Here is an 18,244-nt window from a genome sequence, read left to right on the forward strand (position 1 = left end):
GCTGCCGTACTGGTTCCAGCTGTTCCATACATGCCGAAACCCGGTCCAGGGCCATGCCCCGGACCGGGTTTCAGTGCTGCTCAGACCGCGTAGCTTCCGGTCAGGGTCGCGCCCTCGGCGTGGTCGCCCCGGTCCAGGATCTCTCCCGCGACCCAGGCGTCGACGCCCCGGTCGGCCAGTGCGGTCAGGGCCACCTCCACCGACTCCTGCGGGACCACGGCCATCATGCCGACGCCCATGTTCAGGGTCTTCTCCAGCTCCAGCTGCTCGACGCTGCCGGCCTTGCCGACCAGGTCGAAGATGGCGCCGGGCGCCCAGGTGGCGCGGTCGACCGTGGCGTGCAGGTGGTCCGGGATGACCCGGGCGAGGTTCGCCGCGAGGCCGCCGCCCGTGATGTGCGAGTACGCGTGGACCTCGGCCGTACGGGTGAGGGCCAGGCAGTCCAGCGAGTAGATCTTGGTCGGCTCCAGGAGTTCCTCGCCGAGGGTCCGGCCGAGCTCCTCGACGTGCTGGTCCAGGGACATCCCGGCCCGGTCGAAGAGGACGTGCCGGACCAGCGAGTACCCGTTCGAGTGAAGGCCGGACGAAGCCATCGCGATGACGGCGTCCCCCGTACGGATGCGATCCGCGCCCAGGAGCCGGTCGTACTCGACGACGCCGGTGCCCGCGCCCGCCACGTCGAAGTCGTCCGGGCCGAGCAGCCCGGGGTGCTCGGCGGTCTCGCCGCCGACCAGGGCGCAGCCGGCGAGGACGCAGCCCTCGGCGATGCCCTTGACGATGGCCGCGACACGCTCGGGGTGGACCTTGCCGACGCAGATGTAGTCCGTCATGAAGAGCGGCTCGGCGCCGCAGACGACGATGTCGTCCATGACCATCGCGACCAGGTCGTGGCCGATGGTGTCGTACACGCCGAGCTGGCGGGCGATGTCCACCTTGGTGCCGACCCCGTCGGTGGCCGAGGCCAGCAGGGGGCGCTCGTAGCGCTTGAGGGCGGAGGCGTCGAAGAGGCCGGCGAAACCGCCGAGGCCGCCGAGGACCTCGGGGCGCTGCGTCTTCTTCACCCACTCCTTCATCAGCTCGACGGCGCGGTCGCCCGCTTCGATGTCCACGCCTGCGGCTGCGTAGCTGGCACCGGTGGTCTTCTCTGTCATGACAGGAGAGAGCTTTCGTGTCGTTACTGCGTGTGGTGCTGGGCCCCCGGAGAAGCCTCAAAGAGAGGGCCCAGCGCAGGTTGAGCAGGCCGAACCGAAGGAGCGCCTACGGGCGGCGGAGCGCGTCGGCGGCGTCCGTACCGCCGGCCAGCTCCGACTCCAGGAGCTGCTTGCCCAGCAGCTGCGGGTCGGGCAGCTCCATGGGGTACTCGCCGTCGAAGCAGGCACGGCAGAGGTTCGGCTTCTGGATGGTGGTCGCCTCGATCATCGCGTCGAGCGAGATGTACGAGAGCGAGTCCGCGCCCAGCGACGTGGCGATCTCGTCGACCGTCATGCCGTTGGCGATCAGCTCGGCCCGGGTGGCGAAGTCGATGCCGAAGAAGCACGGCCACTTCACCGGCGGGGAGGAGATCCGGATGTGGACCTCGGCCGCACCGGCCTCGCGGAGCATCTTCACGAGGGCGCGCTGGGTGTTGCCGCGGACGATCGAGTCGTCGACGACCACCAGGCGCTTGCCCCGGATGACTTCCTTGAGGGGGTTGAGCTTCAGGCGGATGCCGAGCTGGCGGATCGTCTGCGAGGGCTGGATGAAGGTCCGGCCGACGTAGGCGTTCTTGACCAGGCCGGAGCCGTAGGGGATCCCGCTGGCTTCGGCGTATCCGACGGCGGCGGGCGTGCCGGATTCCGGCGTCGCTATCACCAGGTCGGCGTCGACCGGGGCTTCCTTGGCGAGGCGCCGGCCCATCTCGACGCGCGAGAGGTAGACGTTGCGGCCGGCGATGTCGGTGTCCGGGCGCGCCAGGTAGACGTACTCGAACACGCAGCCCTTGGGCTTCGCTTCTGCGAAGCGCGAGGTGCGCAGGCCGTTCTCGTCGATCGCGATGAGCTCGCCCGGCTCGACCTCGCGGACGAAGCTGGCGCCGCAGATGTCGAGGGCGGCGGTCTCGCTCGCCACCACCCAGCCGCGCTCCAGGCGGCCGAGGACCAGCGGGCGGATGCCCTGCGGGTCACGGGCGGTGTAGAGGGTTCCCTCGTCCATGAAGACCAGCGAGAAAGCACCCTTGACCTTCGGGAGGACCTTGGTGGCCGACTCCTCGATGGTCAGGGGCTTGCCGTCTTCGTCGGTCTGGCCGGCCAGGAGGGCGGTGACCAGATCGGTGTCGTTGGTGGCCGCCACCTGGGTGGCACGGCCGTCCTGACGGGGGAGGTCGGCGACCATCTCGGCAAGCTCGGCGGTGTTCACCAGGTTGCCGTTGTGACCCAGGGCGATCGAGCCGTGGGCGGTCGCGCGGAAGGTGGGCTGCGCGTTCTCCCAGACGGAGGCTCCGGTGGTCGAGTAGCGGGCGTGACCGACCGCGATATGACCCTGGAGCGAGCCGAGAGAGGTTTCGTCGAAGACTTGGGAAACGAGGCCCATGTCCTTGAAGACGAGGATCTGGGAACCGTTGCTCACAGCGATTCCCGCGGACTCTTGTCCACGGTGCTGTAGCGCATACAGTCCGAAGTAGGTGAGCTTGGCGACCTCTTCACCCGGAGCCCAGACACCGAAGACGCCGCAAGCGTCCTGGGGGCCCTTCTCACCGGGGAGCAGGTCGTGGTTGAGTCGTCCATCACCACGAGGCACGCCACCGAGTGTAGGCGAGATCGACCACTGGTCCGAATTGGGGATGCCCGGGAAATGTCACAGCACAGAGGGTGACCGGACGGCCCCGTCTCGGTATTCGGATCACTTTGTTGACAGCTACGAGGGAATTCGTACAGGCTCTCGCTCCATGCAGCCTCTCGGTGACCGTTCCGTCACCCTCGTCGAGCGCCGCCACGTAGACCTGGTCCGTGTCGCGAGCGCCATCTGTCGCTGTTCTGCGTAGCCACAACTCTTCCTCTCCTTTTCCCTTTTCGCTCCGCCCCGCCCTGCCCCGCCGTGCCCGCGCGCCGCTGCGCGCCCGCCCGGGGCGGGCCTGCGGAGCCGCGCCTTGGAGTACCTGTGTCTTCGTACAACAGCAAGCTGTCCCGCCGTGCCTTCGCGGGGGCCGTCGGAGCGACCGCGGCCACCGCCGCGGTGGGGCTGGGCGCCGGCCCGGCCGAGGCCTCCGACGCCCGCCGGGCGGGCCCGGAGGAGCGTGAGTTCCGGGCCGCCCGCGGACGCCGCTCCCGGCGCCCGAACATCCTGTTCATCCTGGGCGACGACCTGGGCTGGGCCGACCTGTCCTCGTACGGATCCCCGCACATCAAGACCCCGAACCTGGACCGCCTCGCCCGCCAGGGGGTGCGGTTCACCGACGCCTACTCGGGCTCCGCCACCTGCTCCCCGACCCGCTTCAGCCTCTACACCGGGCGCTACCCGGCCCGTACGAAGGGCGGTCTGGCGGAGCCGATCGCCGACAAGTCGGTGGGCCTGGACCCGACGCACCCGACGCTGGCCTCGCTGCTGAAGGAGGCCGGCTACGCCACCGCGCTGATCGGCAAGTGGCACGCGGGCTACCTGCCCGACTACAGCCCGACGAAGTCCGGCTGGGAGACCTTCTTCGGGAACTTCGGCGGGGCACTGGAGTACTACTCCAAGCTGGGCCTGGGCGGCGAGTACGACCTCTACGAGGGCGACGCCACCTACAAGGACCTGCGCTACTACACGAGGATCATCACGGAGCGGGCCAGCGAGTACGTCTCCCGCGACCACCACGGCAAGCCGTGGCTGCTGAACCTGAACTTCACCACCCCGCACTGGCCGTGGATCGCCGAGGGGGACACCGCCGAGTCCGCCGAGATCGTCCGGCGGATCAAGGCGGGCGAGGCGCGGGCGCTGTGGCACCAGGACGGCGGCTCGGTCGAGAAGTACAAGCAGATGGTGGAGGACCTGGACCGGTCGGTCGGCGAGGTGCTGGCGGCACTGAAGCGCTCCGGGCAGGAGGACAACACCCTGGTGGTCTTCTCCAGCGACAACGGCGGCGAACGCTTCTCCTACAACTGGCCGCTGGCCGGCAACAAGGCCTCCCTCCAGGAGGGCGGGATCCGCGTGCCGAACATCGCGCGCTGGCCCGACCGGCTGGACGGCGGCCAGGTCAGCCACGTGCCCGTCTTCAGCCCCGACTGGACGGCGACGCTGCTGGAGGTGGCCGGGACCCGGCCGCACCCGGCGTACCCGCTGGACGGCGTGAGCCTGGCCGGGTACCTGCTGCGCGGTGAGCAGCCGGCCGGGCGGGACCTGTTCTGGCGGGTCCGCGGGGAGCGGGCGCTGCGCCGGGGCGACTGGAAGTACTACCGCGGCAAGTCGGGCCGTGACCAGCTCTTCGACCTCGCTGCGGACCTGCGCGAGCAGGCCGACAAGGCGGCCGTGCAGCCGGCCCGGCTGGCGGAGCTGCGGGCCGCCTGGGAGGCGGTGGACGCGGGGCTCCTCCCCTACCCGGGCTGAGCGTCACTCGACGGCGGTGGCTCCCCTGGCGGTGAGGGTGCTGCCGTCGGGGGCGGTGAGGGTCAGGGTCCGGTCCTGGATCTTCCAGGTGAGGGGGCCGGCGGCGAACAGGGTGGTCAGGGCCCGCTCCACCTCGCCGGCCGGGCCCTCGCAGGCCATCCGGGTGCTGGTCAGCAGGCCGAGGGTGACGGTGGGGCCGTCGACGGTGGCCGGGGCGTTGAAGCGGTTGCAGCCGAGGGTGCCGCTCGCCTGCCCGTCGGGGGTGAGGGTGAAGCGGGCCTCGCGGCCCTCGGGGGCGGTGAGCCCGGCCACGGTGGCGACGGTCCAGGTGGTCACGGTGAGCGGGGCGTCCGGGACCGGGGGCGTGGTGGAGGTCTGCACGGTCAGGGCGGCGGTGCCGCGGTCCGGCCCGTCCTGCTGGGCTCCGCCGCATGCGGTCAGGGCCAGTACGAGGACCAGGGAGCCGGTCGTGAGGTGCCTGAGGGTACGCATGCCCCTGGGACGGGGCCGGCGCCCGGGCGGTTCCACCGCTCGCCCGTTCAGCTCATCAGCGGTAGCAGCGCGGACAGGTCGGCCCGCTCGCCGCTGGCGCGGACCTGCGCCGCGTCGAGGGCCTCGGCCCAGCGGGTACGGCCCGTCGCGAGCCGGAGCCAGGTGAGCGGGTCGGTCTCCACCACGTTCGGCGGGGTGCCGCGGGTGTGGCGGGGGCCCTCGATGCACTGGACCACCGCGAAGGGCGGCACCCGTACCTCGACGGAACCGCCCGGGGCCTTGAGCGCGAGGGTGTCGGCGAGCAGCCGGGTGCAGGCGGCCAGGGCCTGCCGCTCGAGGGGGATCTCCAGGCCGGCGGCCCGGTTCAGGTCGTCGGTGTGCACGACCAGCTCGACGGTGCGGGTGACCAGGAAGTCGGCCAGGGTCATGTCCCCGATCCACAGGTCCAGCACCCTGCTGTCGGAGTTGGCCTCCAGCGCGGCGGCCATCCGGGCGGCCGCCCGCTCGTACAGCTCGGGGAGCGGGGCGCCGGTCAGGGTCTCCCGGGCCGCCTCGGAGATCTTCCCGGCGAGGGAGGCGGTGGCGGAGGGCCACTCGACGGCGGTCAGCTCGGCGACGGCGGCGGGCGGCCGGGCGAGGCCGCCGGCCAGCGAGTCGGCGATCCACGCGACGTGCGCGGCGAGCTCGGCCACGCTCCACTCCCCGACCCCGCTGGGCCGGTCCAGCTCCTCGGGCCCCAACTCCCCTACGGCCCGGGCCACATGCCCGAACTGCGCCGTCACCGCCGCGCGGATCTTGGCGGGGTCGTAGGTACGCGGCTTCTTCTTCCCGGGCGGCATGTCCCGACCCTACTCGGGCCCGGGCAGTACGAGCCCGGTGCAGCCGCGCCGCGCGGCCGTCGCGGTGGCGTAGGCCGTGAACGCCTCGTCGAGGCGGGCGCCGAGGAACCGCTCGTACTCGTAGTGCGCCTCCATGCCGAGGACGGCCCGGCGGCCCTGGCAGGTCGCGGTGGCGTAGCGCACCGCGAGGGCGCGTCCGGCCTGGCCGTCCGTGATGCCCGTCTGCCTGGAGCCCCCGGGTTCCAGGCCGGTCCCGGCGGCGTCGTCGCCGAAGTAGGCGAAGGTCTTCAGCCACCAGGGGTTGTTCCGGAAATCGCCGAGGCTCCGGCTGTCCGGGCGTTCGGCGGCGATCTGGTCGCGCAGGCCCTCACGGGTGTCCGTGTCCAGCGCCAGCAGACAGGACTCGGCTCCGCTGCGCTCGGCCGACCGGACTCCGAGTGCCTTGTCGGGCAGCCGTGAGCGGTCCTGACGGTCGCGCAGGAAGGCCGCGTACCAGGCGCAGCTGCCTTCGGCCCGGTCGGCGGGGCCGAGGGTGCGTCCCTGCGCGGGCAGCTCGGCCGGCAGTTCGGGGGGCGTCGTCGCGCAGCCCTTGCGCTCGGCGGCCCTGACGGCGGCCGTGCGGGCGATGCGTGCGAGGGCCCGGCGGTCCTTCGCGGTCGGGTCTCCGTACCGGGCGGTGGCGTAGGCCCGGTAGCCGGTCACCCCGGCCACGGGCCGCTCGCAGACGGCGTTCACACTGACGGTCCGCCCGGAGTAGCTGCCGGCGCTGCCGTCACCGAGGGGCGCGACCAGCGGCTCGTCCGCGCGGTCGGTGATGTCCTCACCCGCCTCGCGCTCGCCCGACCGGGTGAAGGGCTTCGCCCCGGATCCCAGCCCGTGCAGGCCCTGTTGGGGAAACTCGTGCACCTTCAGGCCGAAGTGCGTCCCCGCCCTGCTCTTGCCGTTCTCCTCGTACGAGGCCAGCAGGACGCACTCGTCCGGAAGCTGCTTCAGGTCCAGGTGCCTGCGGCTCTTGACCTCGCTCCGCACCAGCCGGTCGTGGCCGCCGTCGAGGCGCAGCACCTCGTCCGGGTCGAGCAGACCGGCGCAGGCCTCGCGGATCGCGGTGCGGCTTTCCTCGCGGTCCTGCCAGGACTGGTAGGAGCCGTACAGGGACCAGCCGCCCAGGACCACGCCCCCGAGGGCGACACACAGCATCAGCTTGACCGTGTTGCGCCACCGGTCCGGCTCCGGCAGCGGTCCACCGCCGGCCGGCTCCATGGCTTCCGACATCCCCGCCCCCCGTCTTGCGCCTGCGATGACGCGGCTGACCGTACCAACCGTCACCGACAACGCGGAGGCCCCGCCCACACCGGGACGGGGCCTCGTACGCAACCGCGGCGGATCAGGCCAGCAGGGCCGGGATCGTGGCTTCGTGGGCCTCGCGGAGTTCGGCCAGGGGGAGGGTGAACTCGCCCTGGATCTCGATCTCCTCGCCGTCCACCACGCCGATGCGGGCGGCCGGCAGGCCCCGCGCGCCGCACATGTCGGTGAAGCGGAGCTCCTCGCTGCGCGGGACCGACACGATGGCGCGGCCCGCGGACTCGGAGAACAGGAAGGTGAACGCGTCCAGACCCTCCGGGACCACGATCCGCGCGCCGTTGCCGCCGCGCAGGCAGGACTCGGTGAGCGCCTGGATGACGCCGCCGTCCGACAGGTCGTGCGCCGCGTCGATCATGCCGTCGCGGGAGGCGGAGATCAGGATCTCGCCCAGCAGCTTCTCGCGGCCCAGGTCCACCTTGGGCGGCATGCCGCCGAGGTGGTCGTGGACGACCTGGGACCAGGCCGAGCCGCCGAACTCCTCGGCCGTGTCGCCCAGCAGGTAGAGCAGCTGGCCGGCCTCCGCGAACGCCATCGGCGTACGGCGGTTGACGTCGTCGATGACACCGAGGACCGCCACGACCGGGGTCGGGTGGATCGCGACGTCGCCCGTCTGGTTGTAGAGGGAGACGTTGCCGCCGGTCACCGGGGTGCCCAGCTCCAGGCAGCCGTCGGCCAGACCGCGGCAGGCCTCGGCGAACTGCCACATGACGTCCGGGTCCTCGGGGGAACCGAAGTTCAGGCAGTCGGAGATCGCGAGCGGCTTGGCGCCGGTCGCGGCCACGTTGCGGTACGACTCCGCGAGCGCCAGCTGCGCACCCGTGTAGGGGTCGAGCTTGGCGTAGCGGCCGTTGCCGTCGGTGGCCATGGCCACGCCGAGGTTGGTCTCCGGGTCGATGCGGACCATGCCCGCGTCCTCGGGCTGCGCCAGCACGGTGTTGCCCTGCACGAAGCGGTCGTACTGGTCGGTGACCCAGGACTTGGAGGCCTGGTTCGGGGAGGAGACCAGGGCCAGGACCTGCGCGCGGAGCTCCTCGGAGGTCTGCGGGCGGGGGAGCTTGCCCGCGTCGTCCGCCTGGAGCGCGTCCTGCCAGGAGGGGCGCGCGTAGGGGCGGTGGTAGGTCGGGCCCTCGTGGGCGACGGTGCCCGGGGGCACGTCGACGATCAGCTCGCCGTGCCAGAAGATCTCCAGGTGGTCGCCGTCGGTCACCTCACCGATGACGGTGGCGATGACGTCCCACTTCTCGCAGATCTCCATGAAGCGGTCGACGTGCTGCGGCTCGACGATCGCGCACATGCGCTCCTGCGACTCGCTCATGAGGATTTCCTCGGGCGAGAGCGTCGCGTCGCGCAGCGGGACGGTGTCCAGCTCGACCCGCATGCCGCCGGTGCCGGCGGAGGCGAGCTCGCTCGTGGCGCAGGAGAGCCCGGCGCCGCCGAGGTCCTGGATGCCCGCGACCAGCTTCTCCTTGAAGATCTCCAGGGTGCACTCGATGAGGAGCTTCTCCTGGAAGGGGTCGCCGACCTGGACGGCGGGGCGCTTGGTGGGCTTCGTGTCGTCGAAGGTCTCGGACGCGAGGACCGAGACGCCGCCGATGCCGTCGCCGCCGGTGCGGGCGCCGTAGAGGATGACCTTGTTGCCGGGGCCGGAGGCCTTGGCGAGGTGGATGTCCTCGTGCTTCATCACGCCGATGCAGCCGGCGTTGACCAGCGGGTTGCCCTGGTAGCACTCGTCGAAGACGACCTCGCCGCCGATGTTCGGCAGGCCCAGGCAGTTGCCGTAGCCGCCGATGCCCGCGACGACGCCCGGCAGGACGCGCTTGGTGTCGGGGTGGTCGGCCGCGCCGAAGCGCAGCGGGTCCACGACGGCGACCGGGCGGGCGCCCATCGCGAGGATGTCGCGGACGATGCCGCCGATGCCCGTGGCCGCGCCCTGGTAGGGCTCGATGTACGAGGGGTGGTTGTGCGACTCGACCTTGAAGGTGACCGCGTAGCCCTGGCCGACGTCGACGACGCCGGCGTTCTCGCCGATGCCGACGAGCATGGCGTCGTTCTCGGGGGTCTTCTCGCCGAACTGCTTCAGGTGGATCTTGCTGCTCTTGTACGAGCAGTGCTCGGACCACATGACCGAGTACATGGCGAGCTCGGCGCCGGTGGGGCGGCGGTCGAGGATCTCGCGGATCCGGGCGTACTCGTCCTCCTTGAGGCCGAGTTCCTTCCAGGGCTGGGAGGCGTCCGGGGTCTCGGTGGCGTTCTTTACGGTGTCGAGGCTCATGCGCTGACCAGCTTCTTCAGGACCGACGTGAAGAACGGGAGGCCGTCGGTACGGCCGGTCCCGATCAGCGGCTCGACCGCGTGCTCGGGGTGCGGCATGAGGCCGACGACGTTGCCCGCGGCGTTGGTGATGCCGGCGATGTCGCGCAGCGAACCGTTCGGGTTTCCGTCGAGGTACCGGAAGGCCACTCGGCCTTCGGCCTCCAGTTCGTCGAGCGTGCGCTCGTCGGCGACGTACCGGCCGTCCATGTTCTTGAGCGGTACGGAGATCTCCTGGCCGGCGGTGTAGTCGCCGGTCCACGCGGTCTCCGCGTTCTCCACCCGCAGCTTCTGGTCGCGGCAGATGAAGTGGAGGTGGTTGTTGCGGAGCATCGCCCCCGGCAGCAGGTGGGCCTCGGTGAGGACCTGGAAGCCGTTGCAGATGCCGAGGACCGGCATGCCGGCCCCGGCCTGCTCGATGATGGTCTCCATCACCGGTGAGAACCGGGAGATGGCCCCGGCGCGCAGGTAGTCCCCGTAGGAGAAGCCGCCCGCGAGGACGACCGCGTCGACCTGGTGCAGGTCCTTGTCGCGGTGCCAGAGCGAGACCGGCTCGGCCCCCGCGAGGCGGATGGCGCGCAGCGAGTCACGGTCGTCGAGCGTTCCGGGGAACGTGACGACTCCGATGCGAGTGGTCACCGTCAGGCCTCGACCTTCACGGTGAAGTCTTCGATGACGGTGTTGGCGAGGAACGTTTCGGCCATCTTGTGGATGCGGTCGAGGGCGGCCTGGTCGACCGGGCCCTCCACTTCCAGTTCGAAGCGCTTCCCCTGGCGGACGTCGGCGATCCCTTCGAAGCCCAGGCGCGGCAGTGCACGCTGCACCGCCTGGCCCTGGGGGTCGAGGATCTCCGGCTTGAGCATGACGTCGACTACGACGCGTGCCACTGGCACTCCCGATGAGGTGGTTGGTGCGAAGGCGGTTCCCTCAGCGTACCCGCCAGAAATTTCTACGCGGGTAGATATCCGGGCGCAGCGATGCGCGCGCCGTTTCGGCTTCACCAACGCTTCGCAAAATCCACCGGAAAACCACGCGCCCGGGATTGCGGTGGGACACGCGGGGAGAATTAACTGGGCTTCGCAATTCAATGCGAATCGCGGTACAAAGGAAACAGCCGGGATTCCGACGGTTTGATGCATTCCACCGAAACATCCACACAGGCGACATCACCGCACGTCAGCGGGTGGCGATGGGCGCACGAAGGGACCGATATCCGTGGCGCAGCGCGTAGTAGTCACGATCTCCGACGACATCGACGGCGGAGAAGCGGCGGAAACGGTCACGTTCGCCCTGGACGGTAAGTCGTACGAGATCGACCTCAATGAGGCCAACGCAAAGAAACTGCGGAAGGGCCTGGCGCCCTTCGTGGCCGCCGGCCGCCGGCAGTCCCGCTCGGGGAAGGCCTTCAAGCTGACGTCGATCGCCCCCGACCCGGCAGTCGTACGGGCCTGGGCCCGCTCCCACGGGCACAACGTCCCGCCGCGCGGGCGCATCCCGAAGGCCGTCTACACCGCCTACAACGAAGCCCACTGACCCCGGATTTGCCATCCACCCCCTCCGATCGGCTAGTGTGTGGATCACGCCGAGGGGCGAGGCCGAAAGGCCGGGCCCCGAAGTCGTGCGGGTGTAGTTCAGTAGCAGAACACCCCCCTTCCAGGGGGGAGGCGCAGTGTGCAATCCCTGTCACCCGCTCTGCAGCGCTTTACCGATCACGGTTGTGGATCAGGTAGAGTGATGCTCGCAGAGCACGGCACTTGTGCCGTGGGAAGCATGCGGACGTAGCTCAGTTGGTAGAGCACCACCTTGCCAAGGTGGATGTCGCGCGTTCGAGTCGCGTCGTCCGCTCAGAATGCAAAGGCCCCGATCATCGATCGGGGCCTTTGTCGTATGCACCGCAGTCGTATGCACCGCAGCCGTATGCACCGCGAGTCGTATGCCCCGCGATTCGCCTCTTTGTGGTGCACGTCACTTCCGATGACAAATGTCATCGCGGGTCGTGATGGCGTGCACTGTCGCCCCCGCCGGGACGCCGCGAGCCTTGGGTCATGACCACCAATACAGCGATCCGGGTAGAGGGCTGGGGCGGCGCTCACCTCGCTGGCCCGGATGATCGTCACGGTGTTTGCTGTCCAGCGGCGGTTCCGCTGGGAACCGCGACGTTGGCCAGAGGGACGAGCCGGGGGGACGGGGACCGTGTCGAAGCTGACCGGGTGGTGGAAGGACCGCAGTAGTGCGGGGAAGGTCGAGCTGTACACGCGCTGGTCCTTCCACACCTTCGTGGCGATCGAGGCCTTCATGATCCTGCTCGGGCTCGCGCCCACGGGCGGCGGGACCGTGGCCGCCTGGCTGGCACTGCCCCTGCTGGCACAGATCGCCCTGTGCGGGGTGGTGTCCTCCAGGACCCTGGACTGGGTGGTCGGCACCAGGGCGGAGCGGCCGGTGTGGCTGATGGTGGCGATGCTGGCGGTGACGGCCGGGACCAGCGTGGCGGTGATGGCCCTGCGCGCGTCCGGGACGGTGACCGACGACAGCTTCGCCCCCACCCTCGTGATCAACCTGGTCGGTTTCGCGACGGGTTCGCTGACGCTGGGCCTGCCCAAGGTCCGCCACATGGCCCTGGTCACCCCCTGCGCCACCGTCTTCACGGTGGGCGCGGGGCTCGCCGTCGGGCTCCATGTCGCGGTGGCGGTCGCGTACGGGATCGGGGTCGTCTTCGCGGGCCTGCTGATGGCCCTGGCCTGCGGGTTCTCCGCCTGGCTGCTGAGGATCGTCCACGAACTCGACCGCGCCCGCGACCTCCAGGCGCAGCTCGCCGTGGCCGAGGAGCGGCTGCGGTTCGGGCGGGACCTGCACGACGTGATGGGCCGCAACCTGGCGGTGATCGCCCTCAAGAGCGAGCTGGCGGTGCAGCTGGCGCGGCGCGAACGCCCGGAGGCCGTGGACCAGATGATCGAGGTGCAGCGGATCGCGCGCGAGTCGCAGCGGGAGGTGCGCGACGTGGTGCGCGGCTACCGGGAGGCCGATCTGGCGGTGGAGCTGGAGGGCGCGCGCGGGGTGCTGAGCGCGGCCGGGATGGACTGCCGGGTCGAGTTCGCCACCGCCGCGCGGACGCTGCCGGGCGAGGTGCAGTCGGCGCTGGGCTGGGTGGTCCGGGAGGCGACCACGAACGTACTGCGGCACGGGGACGCGCGCAGCTGCCTGATCCGGCTGACGGCTCAGCGGCCTTCGGGCACGGTGACGCTGCTGGTGGAGAACGACGGGGTGCCCGAAGCGCCCGCCGGGCCGCCCGGGTCCGGGCTCGCGGGGCTGCGGGAGCGGCTCGCGGCGGTGGACGGGACCCTGCTGGCCGGGCCGGCCGGGGGCGGCCGGTTCCGGCTGCGGGCCGAGGTGCCGCTGGACACACGACGAACGGAGGTGCGGGCGTGAGCGCCGTACGGGTACTGCTGGCCGACGACGAGCACCTGATCCGCGGGGCGCTGGCCGCGCTGCTGGGGCTGGAGGACGATCTGGTGGTCGTGGCCGAGGCCGCCTCCGGGCCGGAGGCACTGGCGATGGCGCGGGCTCACCGGCCTGATGTGGCGGTGCTGGATCTCCAGATGCCGGGGGCGGACGGTGTGAGTGTGGCCACATCGCTGCGGGCCGAACTGCCCGACTGCAAGACCATGATCGTGACCAGTCACGGCCGTCCCGGGCACCTGAAGCGGGCCCTGGCGGCGGGGGTGCGGGCCTTCGCGCCGAAGACGGTGTCGGCGCAGCGGCTGGCCGAACTGATCCGGACCGTGCACGCCGGAGGGCGTTACGTGGACCCGGAGTTGGCGGCCGACGCCATCAGCGCGGGCGACTCCCCGCTGACGGCCCGTGAGGCGGAGGTGCTGGAGCTCGCGGCGGACGGGGCGCCGATCGCGGAGATCGCGGAGCGGGCCTCGCTGTCGCAGGGGACCGTACGGAACTACCTGTCCTCGGCGGCGACGAAGCTGGGCGCGGAGAACCGGCACACGGCGGTGCGTCTCGCACGGGAGCGGGGTTGGGTATAGTTGGTCTCGCGCTACGGCGCACAGGCGGACATAGCTCAGTTGGTAGAGCACCACCTTGCCAAGGTGGATGTCGCGCGTTCGAGTCGCGTTGTCCGCTCAGAGTGCGAAGGCCCCGATCACTGATCGGGGCCTTCGTCGTTTCTCAGCTGCCGGTGGCTGCGGTGCCGGTGGCGGCGGTCCAGGTCTGGCCGGTGAGGCGCTCGTAGGCCTCGATGTACTTGGCGGAGGTCTGCTCCGCGACCTCCTGCGGGAGGGCCGGCGGCGGGAGTTCGCCCTTGGGGTCCCAGCCGGAGGCCGGGGAGGACAGCCAGTTGCGGACGAACTGCTTGTCGAAGGAGGGCTGCGCGCGGCCCGGCTCCCACAGGTCGGCGGGCCAGAAGCGCGAGGAGTCCGGGGTGAGGACCTCGTCGGCGGCGACCAGGTTGCCGTCCTTGTCGAAGCCGAACTCGAACTTGGTGTCCGCCAGGATGATCCCGCGCTCGCGGGCGATGTCGCGGGCCCGGGAGTACACGGCGAGGGTGGTCTGGCGCAGCAGCGCCGCCGTCTCGGCGCCGGTGGTGCGCGCGACCTCCTCGTAGGAGACGTTCTCGTCGTGCTCGCCGACCTCGGCCTTGGCGGCCGGGGTGAAGATCGGGGCGGGCAGCTCGGAGCCGTCGACCAGGCCCTCGGGGAGGGCGAGTCCGCAGACGGTGCGGGTCTGCTGGTACTCGGCGAGGCCGGAGCCGGTGAGGTAGCCGCGGGCCACGCACTCGACGGGGACCATGTCGAGGTTCTGGCAGATCAGGGTGCGGCCGGCCCAGTCGGCGGGGGCGCCGGCGGGCAGTTCGGTGCTGATGACGTGGTTGGGGACCAGGTCCGCGAGCTGGTCGAACCACCAGAGGGAGAGCTGGGTCAGGACGCGGCCCTTGTCCGGGATCTCGGTGGGCAGCACCCAGTCGAAGGCGGACATGCGGTCGCTGGCGACCATGACGAGCCGGCCGTCCTCGTCACGGTAGAGGTCACGGACCTTGCCGGTGTGGAGGTGGACGAGGCCGGGCACCTGAACCGGCTCGGGCTTTTCGACGAATCCGGACACGGGGTCTCCCTGTGGTTCTGTACGAGCGCGGTCCCATTCTCCCGTACCTGTTCGCGAACGGGGACAACGGGTCCGGTCAGTCCCTCTTGCAGATCCGGTCGAGGAGGTTGGCCGTAGCCCGCTGGACGCGTTCGTCCACGTGCCCGGGGCGGTCGAGCGCCGGGGACCAGGCGAAGGTGCCGGACGCGAAGACCAGGGCGCCGCTGGGGGCCCGGTACAGGGAGGTCTCCTGGTGGCGCTTGGCCCCCTCGCTGTCGAGGTACGGGGAGTGCGCGAGCAGGATCCGGTCCTCGTGCTCGGGGAGCTGGGTGCGCGGGAAGTAGCGGTCGGCCTCGCCCGCCACCAGCCCGTCGAGCTCGTCGTTCTCGGCGGCGCCGGTGGACTCCCAGAGCCAGTGCGTGGCATTGCGCACGATCAGGGGCGCGGGCTCGGGGACCCGCCCCGCGTACTGGATGCCGAGCAGCTGCTGTTCCGGGCGGTCGACCTCGCGCCACAGGCTGGGGCGGCCGGGGCCGCGGCGTTTTCGGCAGGTCAGGAGCCGGTCCTCGACCCCGGAGGGCGAGGGGGACAGTTCGACCTGCCAGTACATGGTGTTGGCGGAGAGGAAGACGAGGGAGGTGCCGTGGTCGCGGGCCCGCTCGACGGTGCGGCGCATGGGGGCGGACCAGTACTCGTCGTGGCCGGGGAAGACCAGGCCCCGGTAGCGGGTCGGGTCGACGCGGCCGGCGTGCAGGTCGCGGGTGTCGGCGTAGGCGAGGTCGTAGCCGTAGCGCTCGGCCCAGCGGATGAAGTCGTAGGCGTGGCCCACGTGCAGGGGCAGGCCGGCGCCCGCGTAGGGGCGGTCGAAGGAGACGGTGATGGCGGCGTCGCGCTCGCCGAGCAGTCGGCCCTCCTCGTCCCAGGCGTGGTAGAGGCTGGCGCCGGTGCGGCCGTCCTCGGGGTAGAGGTTGTAGGCCTGCCAGGTGATGTCGGGGAGCAGCAGCAGGAGGTCGGCGGGGTGGTCGTCGCGGACCGTGAAGGGGATGTGGGAGCGGTAGCCGTCGGCGGTGGTGAGGACCGCGACGTAGGCGCCGATGCTCCAGTACGAGGGGACCTGCAGCCGCCAGGACTGCCACCAGTGGTGGCAGGAGACGGTGCGGTCGGCGGTGAGCGGGGGCGGCTGGACGATGCCGGACAGCCGGGGGCTGGTGGTGATCTTGGAAGCGCCGTCCCCGCCGTAGTGGCCGATCCGGTAGACGTCGACCGAGAACTGCTGGGGCGGGTCGACGGTGATGTGGAAGTCGATGGCCTCGCCGGGGGCGACGGCTCCGGTGGAGGCGAAGCCCTTGATCTGGCGGTGGACGTCGTCGGCGGTGCGGGGGCCTCCGCCGCCGCGGGAGTGCTGGCCGGGGGCGGCCAGGGCCGGGTCCACGTACCAGGGGACGACCTGGCCGGTGTCGTCGAAGTACAGCTCGCTGCCCCGGAACCAGGGCAGTGGGCCCTGGCCGAAGGGATCGGTCACCGCGTGCGCGAGCGCACCTGACTCCCAACGCCGGATCTGGTCCGCACCCATACCGCTCCCCTCCCTCGCTCCCCCGAACGCCTTTTCCTCACTCTGGTGCGCGGCGGGTTTTCGGACACCCTTCCGCGACCGGTCCCAGCACATCACATAACGCACTCACTCCGTCACCGTTCGTCGTGAATTGACGGGACCGGAACGAAGGGCGCCGCTTTGCTGCGGGCCGGGTGGGGGCGCGGTCGGGGCTGGGTGCGGGCTCGGGCTGGGCTGGGTGCGGGCTCGGGCTGGGGCTGGGCGGCTCAGACGAGGCGGACGGGCTTTTCCGGGCGTACGCCGCGCTCCGCGAGCCAGTCGCGCAGGGGCTCCGGGTCCCCGTCCTCGACGAGGGAGAGCACGCGGGGGGCGAGGTCCGCGCAGCGCTCGCCGCCGACCAGCAGGACGGGGCCGTCCAGCCAGTCCAGGCCCGGGCCGGCGCCGGCCGAGTCCACGGCGGCGCAGCAGACCAGGGCGGTGACGTGGTCGGCCAGCAGGTCCCGTCCGCTGCGCGGGGGCTGGAGGGGGAACAGCGGCAGGGTGTCCGCGCCGCCGCGGGCCTGGGGCTTCCCGGCTCCGGCGGCACGCTCCTCCCGGGCCAGGTCGCCGCTGAGCCGCCCGGCGAGGGCCTCTGCGGCGGCGCCGTCCCCGGCCGGGTCGGTGAGGTGGCCGAGGACCCGCTCCAGCGTCGGCCCGCCGAAGCGCTCGGCGGCTGACGGGGCGGCGGGGCTGCCGGACGCGGACCGCGGAGCGGCCCTGTCGGCCGGGGACGGCGCGCCCGTCGTCACCGGAACCGGCTGATCCGGGGCCAGGGCCGCGGAGGTGTCCGCACGGCCCGCGGAGCCGGACAGGGCGTCCAGGGCGGCATGCAGTCGGGCCGCCTCCGTACGCCACTTGCGGTCCACGACCTCGTCCGGGTAGGCCGCCCAGTCCACCGGCGACCAGTCCGGCCCGGCCTCGGCCGGACCGCCGTGGAAGAGGCGGGCCGCCAGCAAGGAGGCGGCCTCGTCGACCACCCCGGGCTGCTCCAGCAGATCGCAGGCGGGGCGCTCGCCGAGCCGCGAGGTGAACCCCTCGGCCAGCCGGTCCCGCCGGGACAGTTCGGTCAGGGCGGAGACCACCCCGGCGTCCAGGTGGGCCGGCCAGCGGCCCATCCGCCAGGCGGGCAGCGCGACCCGGGTCAGGAGCCGGTCCCAGCCCGCGTAGGCGAGGCCGACCTGCTCCTGGGCGACGATGCGCAGCCCGTAGTCCACACCCTGTGCACGGTCCGAGGCGGCCGCGGCGACCCCGCGCTCCATCTCGGTGGCGTCCGTCTGGCACAGCCGCAGCAGCAGCCGGGCGGGGCGGGCGATCCAGCCCAGGCCGGGCCGGCCGCCGACGTCCACCGCCGCGTCGAGTCCGCGCACGAAGCCGCGCGCGTCGGCTATGTCCGGATGCGCGGAGGGGCCCGTACCGGCGACGACCGGCGCGAGGACGGCCCGTAGCTCGGCGACCCGCATCCACCACAGGAACGGCGAGCCGATCACGAGCACGGGGGCCGCGCCGGGCTCGGACTCCGGGCCGGCGGCTCCGGCTATGCTGGCCGATGTGCGCGCGGCGGCCCTGCGGTGGGCCGCATGGGTGCGGTCCTCCAGCCAGCTGTCGCAGTCCGGGGTCAGGGCTATCGCGGAGGGCGCCGGGACGTCCATCCGGTCGGCCAGGTCCCGCACCAGCCGGTAGAGGTCGGGCGCGGCGGCCTCCGGCAGCGGCACCGTCGGTGTCACGGCGGGGCCGGCGCGCAGCACCACGGCGCCGAATATCCCGCCCGCCAGCAGTACCAGCGCGGCCACCGCGCAGACGGCCAGGGTCACCGCCGGCCAGGGATCCCCGGCCAGCCGGCCCGTCATCCGGGCGGCGACGAGCACCACCGCGAGCGCTGCGGGCAGCAGCACGGCGGCCATGGCCCTGCTGCGGACCCGCAGCACGGCGAGAGCGCGCGAGCGCGCGGACGGCGCTCCCACTTCTGCGATCGAACCGGTTCCGGACACGGCCGGACCTCACC

The 18,244-nt window shown here is 71.8% G+C and carries 16 protein-coding genes and 3 tRNA genes; 8 read left to right on the forward strand and 11 right to left on the reverse strand.

Annotated features, from left to right (window positions below; all coding sequences use genetic code 11):
- Positions 1-80: 80 nt before the first annotated feature.
- Both purM and purF read right to left on the reverse strand, forming a co-directional pair.
- Complete coding sequence (gene purM, locus OOK34_RS11090) at positions 81-1,151, reverse strand: phosphoribosylformylglycinamidine cyclo-ligase (RefSeq protein ID WP_267033686.1); 1,071 nt, start codon at positions 1,149-1,151, stop codon at positions 81-83.
- A gap of 106 nt (positions 1,152-1,257) precedes the next feature.
- Entirely contained in the window at positions 1,258-2,775 is a 1,518-nt protein-coding gene (gene purF, locus OOK34_RS11095; protein WP_267033687.1) for an amidophosphoribosyltransferase, read from the reverse strand.
- 148 nt (positions 2,776-2,923) lie between these two features.
- On the opposite strand from purF, the gene OOK34_RS35490 reads away from it, so the two are divergent.
- On the forward strand, positions 2,924-3,019 hold the full coding sequence (locus tag OOK34_RS35490; protein WP_350325720.1) for a putative leader peptide: 96 nt from the start codon (positions 2,924-2,926) through the stop codon (positions 3,017-3,019).
- Between the two features lie 116 nt (positions 3,020-3,135).
- Positions 3,136-4,560, forward strand: a complete 1,425-nt coding sequence (locus tag OOK34_RS11100; RefSeq protein WP_267033688.1) for a sulfatase — start codon at positions 3,136-3,138, stop codon at positions 4,558-4,560.
- 3 nt (positions 4,561-4,563) lie between these two features.
- On the opposite strand, the gene OOK34_RS11105 is transcribed toward OOK34_RS11100, so the two are convergent.
- The 6 genes from OOK34_RS11105 to purS form a co-directional block, all read right to left on the reverse strand.
- On the reverse strand, positions 4,564-5,052 hold the full coding sequence (locus tag OOK34_RS11105; RefSeq protein ID WP_267033689.1) for an META domain-containing protein: 489 nt from the start codon (positions 5,050-5,052) through the stop codon (positions 4,564-4,566).
- Between the two features lie 47 nt (positions 5,053-5,099).
- On the reverse strand, positions 5,100-5,891 hold the full coding sequence (locus OOK34_RS11110) for a maleylpyruvate isomerase family mycothiol-dependent enzyme (RefSeq protein ID WP_267033690.1): 792 nt from the start codon (positions 5,889-5,891) through the stop codon (positions 5,100-5,102).
- A 9-nt stretch (positions 5,892-5,900) separates the two neighbouring features.
- Positions 5,901-7,163 (reverse strand): hypothetical protein, encoded by a 1,263-nt coding sequence (locus tag OOK34_RS11115; protein ID WP_267033691.1) that lies wholly within the window; start codon positions 7,161-7,163, stop codon positions 5,901-5,903.
- Between the two features lie 112 nt (positions 7,164-7,275).
- Positions 7,276-9,525, reverse strand: coding sequence for a phosphoribosylformylglycinamidine synthase subunit PurL (gene purL, locus OOK34_RS11120; RefSeq protein WP_267033692.1), 2,250 nt, complete (start codon positions 9,523-9,525; stop codon positions 7,276-7,278).
- Entirely contained in the window at positions 9,522-10,202 is a 681-nt protein-coding gene (purQ, locus tag OOK34_RS11125) for a phosphoribosylformylglycinamidine synthase subunit PurQ (RefSeq protein ID WP_267033693.1), read from the reverse strand. The genes purL and purQ overlap by 4 nt, the downstream gene beginning before the upstream one ends.
- A 2-nt stretch (positions 10,203-10,204) precedes the next feature.
- Positions 10,205-10,456 carry a phosphoribosylformylglycinamidine synthase subunit PurS gene (purS, locus tag OOK34_RS11130; protein WP_008740952.1) on the reverse strand — a complete coding sequence of 84 codons (252 nt, stop codon included), beginning with the start codon at positions 10,454-10,456 and terminating at the stop codon, positions 10,205-10,207.
- 322 nt (positions 10,457-10,778) lie between these two features.
- Here purS and OOK34_RS11135 point away from each other — a divergent pair, with 322 nt between their 5' ends.
- The 6 genes from OOK34_RS11135 (at position 10,779) to OOK34_RS11160 (ending at position 13,694) form a co-directional block, all read left to right on the forward strand.
- Entirely contained in the window at positions 10,779-11,096 is a 318-nt protein-coding gene (locus OOK34_RS11135) for an Lsr2 family protein (RefSeq protein WP_267033694.1), read from the forward strand.
- 87 nt (positions 11,097-11,183) lie between these two features.
- Positions 11,184-11,255, forward strand: a tRNA-Gly gene (locus tag OOK34_RS11140).
- Between the two features lie 80 nt (positions 11,256-11,335).
- A tRNA-Gly gene (locus tag OOK34_RS11145) sits at positions 11,336-11,408 on the forward strand.
- Between the two features lie 348 nt (positions 11,409-11,756).
- Positions 11,757-12,989, forward strand: coding sequence for a sensor histidine kinase (locus OOK34_RS11150; protein WP_267033695.1), 1,233 nt, complete (start codon positions 11,757-11,759; stop codon positions 12,987-12,989).
- Positions 12,986-13,597 (forward strand): response regulator transcription factor, encoded by a 612-nt coding sequence (locus tag OOK34_RS11155; protein ID WP_267033696.1) that lies wholly within the window; start codon positions 12,986-12,988, stop codon positions 13,595-13,597. Before OOK34_RS11150 ends, OOK34_RS11155 begins: the two co-directional genes overlap by 4 nt.
- 24 nt (positions 13,598-13,621) lie before the next feature.
- Positions 13,622-13,694: transfer RNA gene (locus OOK34_RS11160), tRNA-Gly, on the forward strand.
- A gap of 45 nt (positions 13,695-13,739) precedes the next feature.
- Here the strand turns inward: OOK34_RS11160 and OOK34_RS11165 are convergent.
- From OOK34_RS11165 to OOK34_RS11175, 3 genes are all read right to left on the reverse strand, one after another.
- Positions 13,740-14,672, reverse strand: coding sequence for a phosphoribosylaminoimidazolesuccinocarboxamide synthase (locus tag OOK34_RS11165; protein ID WP_267033697.1), 933 nt, complete (start codon positions 14,670-14,672; stop codon positions 13,740-13,742).
- 76 nt (positions 14,673-14,748) lie between these two features.
- Entirely contained in the window at positions 14,749-16,224 is a 1,476-nt protein-coding gene (locus tag OOK34_RS11170; RefSeq protein ID WP_267033698.1) for a N,N-dimethylformamidase beta subunit family domain-containing protein, read from the reverse strand.
- Between the two features lie 245 nt (positions 16,225-16,469).
- Positions 16,470-18,230 (reverse strand): hypothetical protein, encoded by a 1,761-nt coding sequence (locus OOK34_RS11175; protein ID WP_267033699.1) that lies wholly within the window; start codon positions 18,228-18,230, stop codon positions 16,470-16,472.
- Between the last annotated feature and the right edge of the window lie 14 nt (positions 18,231-18,244).

This window comes from Streptomyces sp. NBC_00091 (assembly GCF_026343185.1).
Classification (GTDB): Bacteria; Actinomycetota; Actinomycetes; order Streptomycetales; family Streptomycetaceae; genus Streptomyces.

Coding starts and splice junctions, on each gene's coding strand:
- purM (WP_267033686.1), bottom strand. CDS start 1,151: ATGACAGAGAAGACCACCGGTGCCAGCTACGCAGCCGCAGGCGTGGAC.
- OOK34_RS11110 (WP_267033690.1), bottom strand. CDS start 5,891: ATGCCGCCCGGGAAGAAGAAGCCGCGTACCTACGACCCCGCCAAGATC.
- OOK34_RS11105 (WP_267033689.1), bottom strand. CDS start 5,052: ATGCGTACCCTCAGGCACCTCACGACCGGCTCCCTGGTCCTCGTACTG.
- OOK34_RS35490 (WP_350325720.1), top strand. CDS start 2,924: ATGCAGCCTCTCGGTGACCGTTCCGTCACCCTCGTCGAGCGCCGCCAC.
- OOK34_RS11170 (WP_267033698.1), bottom strand. CDS start 16,224: ATGGGTGCGGACCAGATCCGGCGTTGGGAGTCAGGTGCGCTCGCGCAC.
- OOK34_RS11115 (WP_267033691.1), bottom strand. CDS start 7,163: ATGTCGGAAGCCATGGAGCCGGCCGGCGGTGGACCGCTGCCGGAGCCG.
- purL (WP_267033692.1), bottom strand. CDS start 9,525: ATGAGCCTCGACACCGTAAAGAACGCCACCGAGACCCCGGACGCCTCC.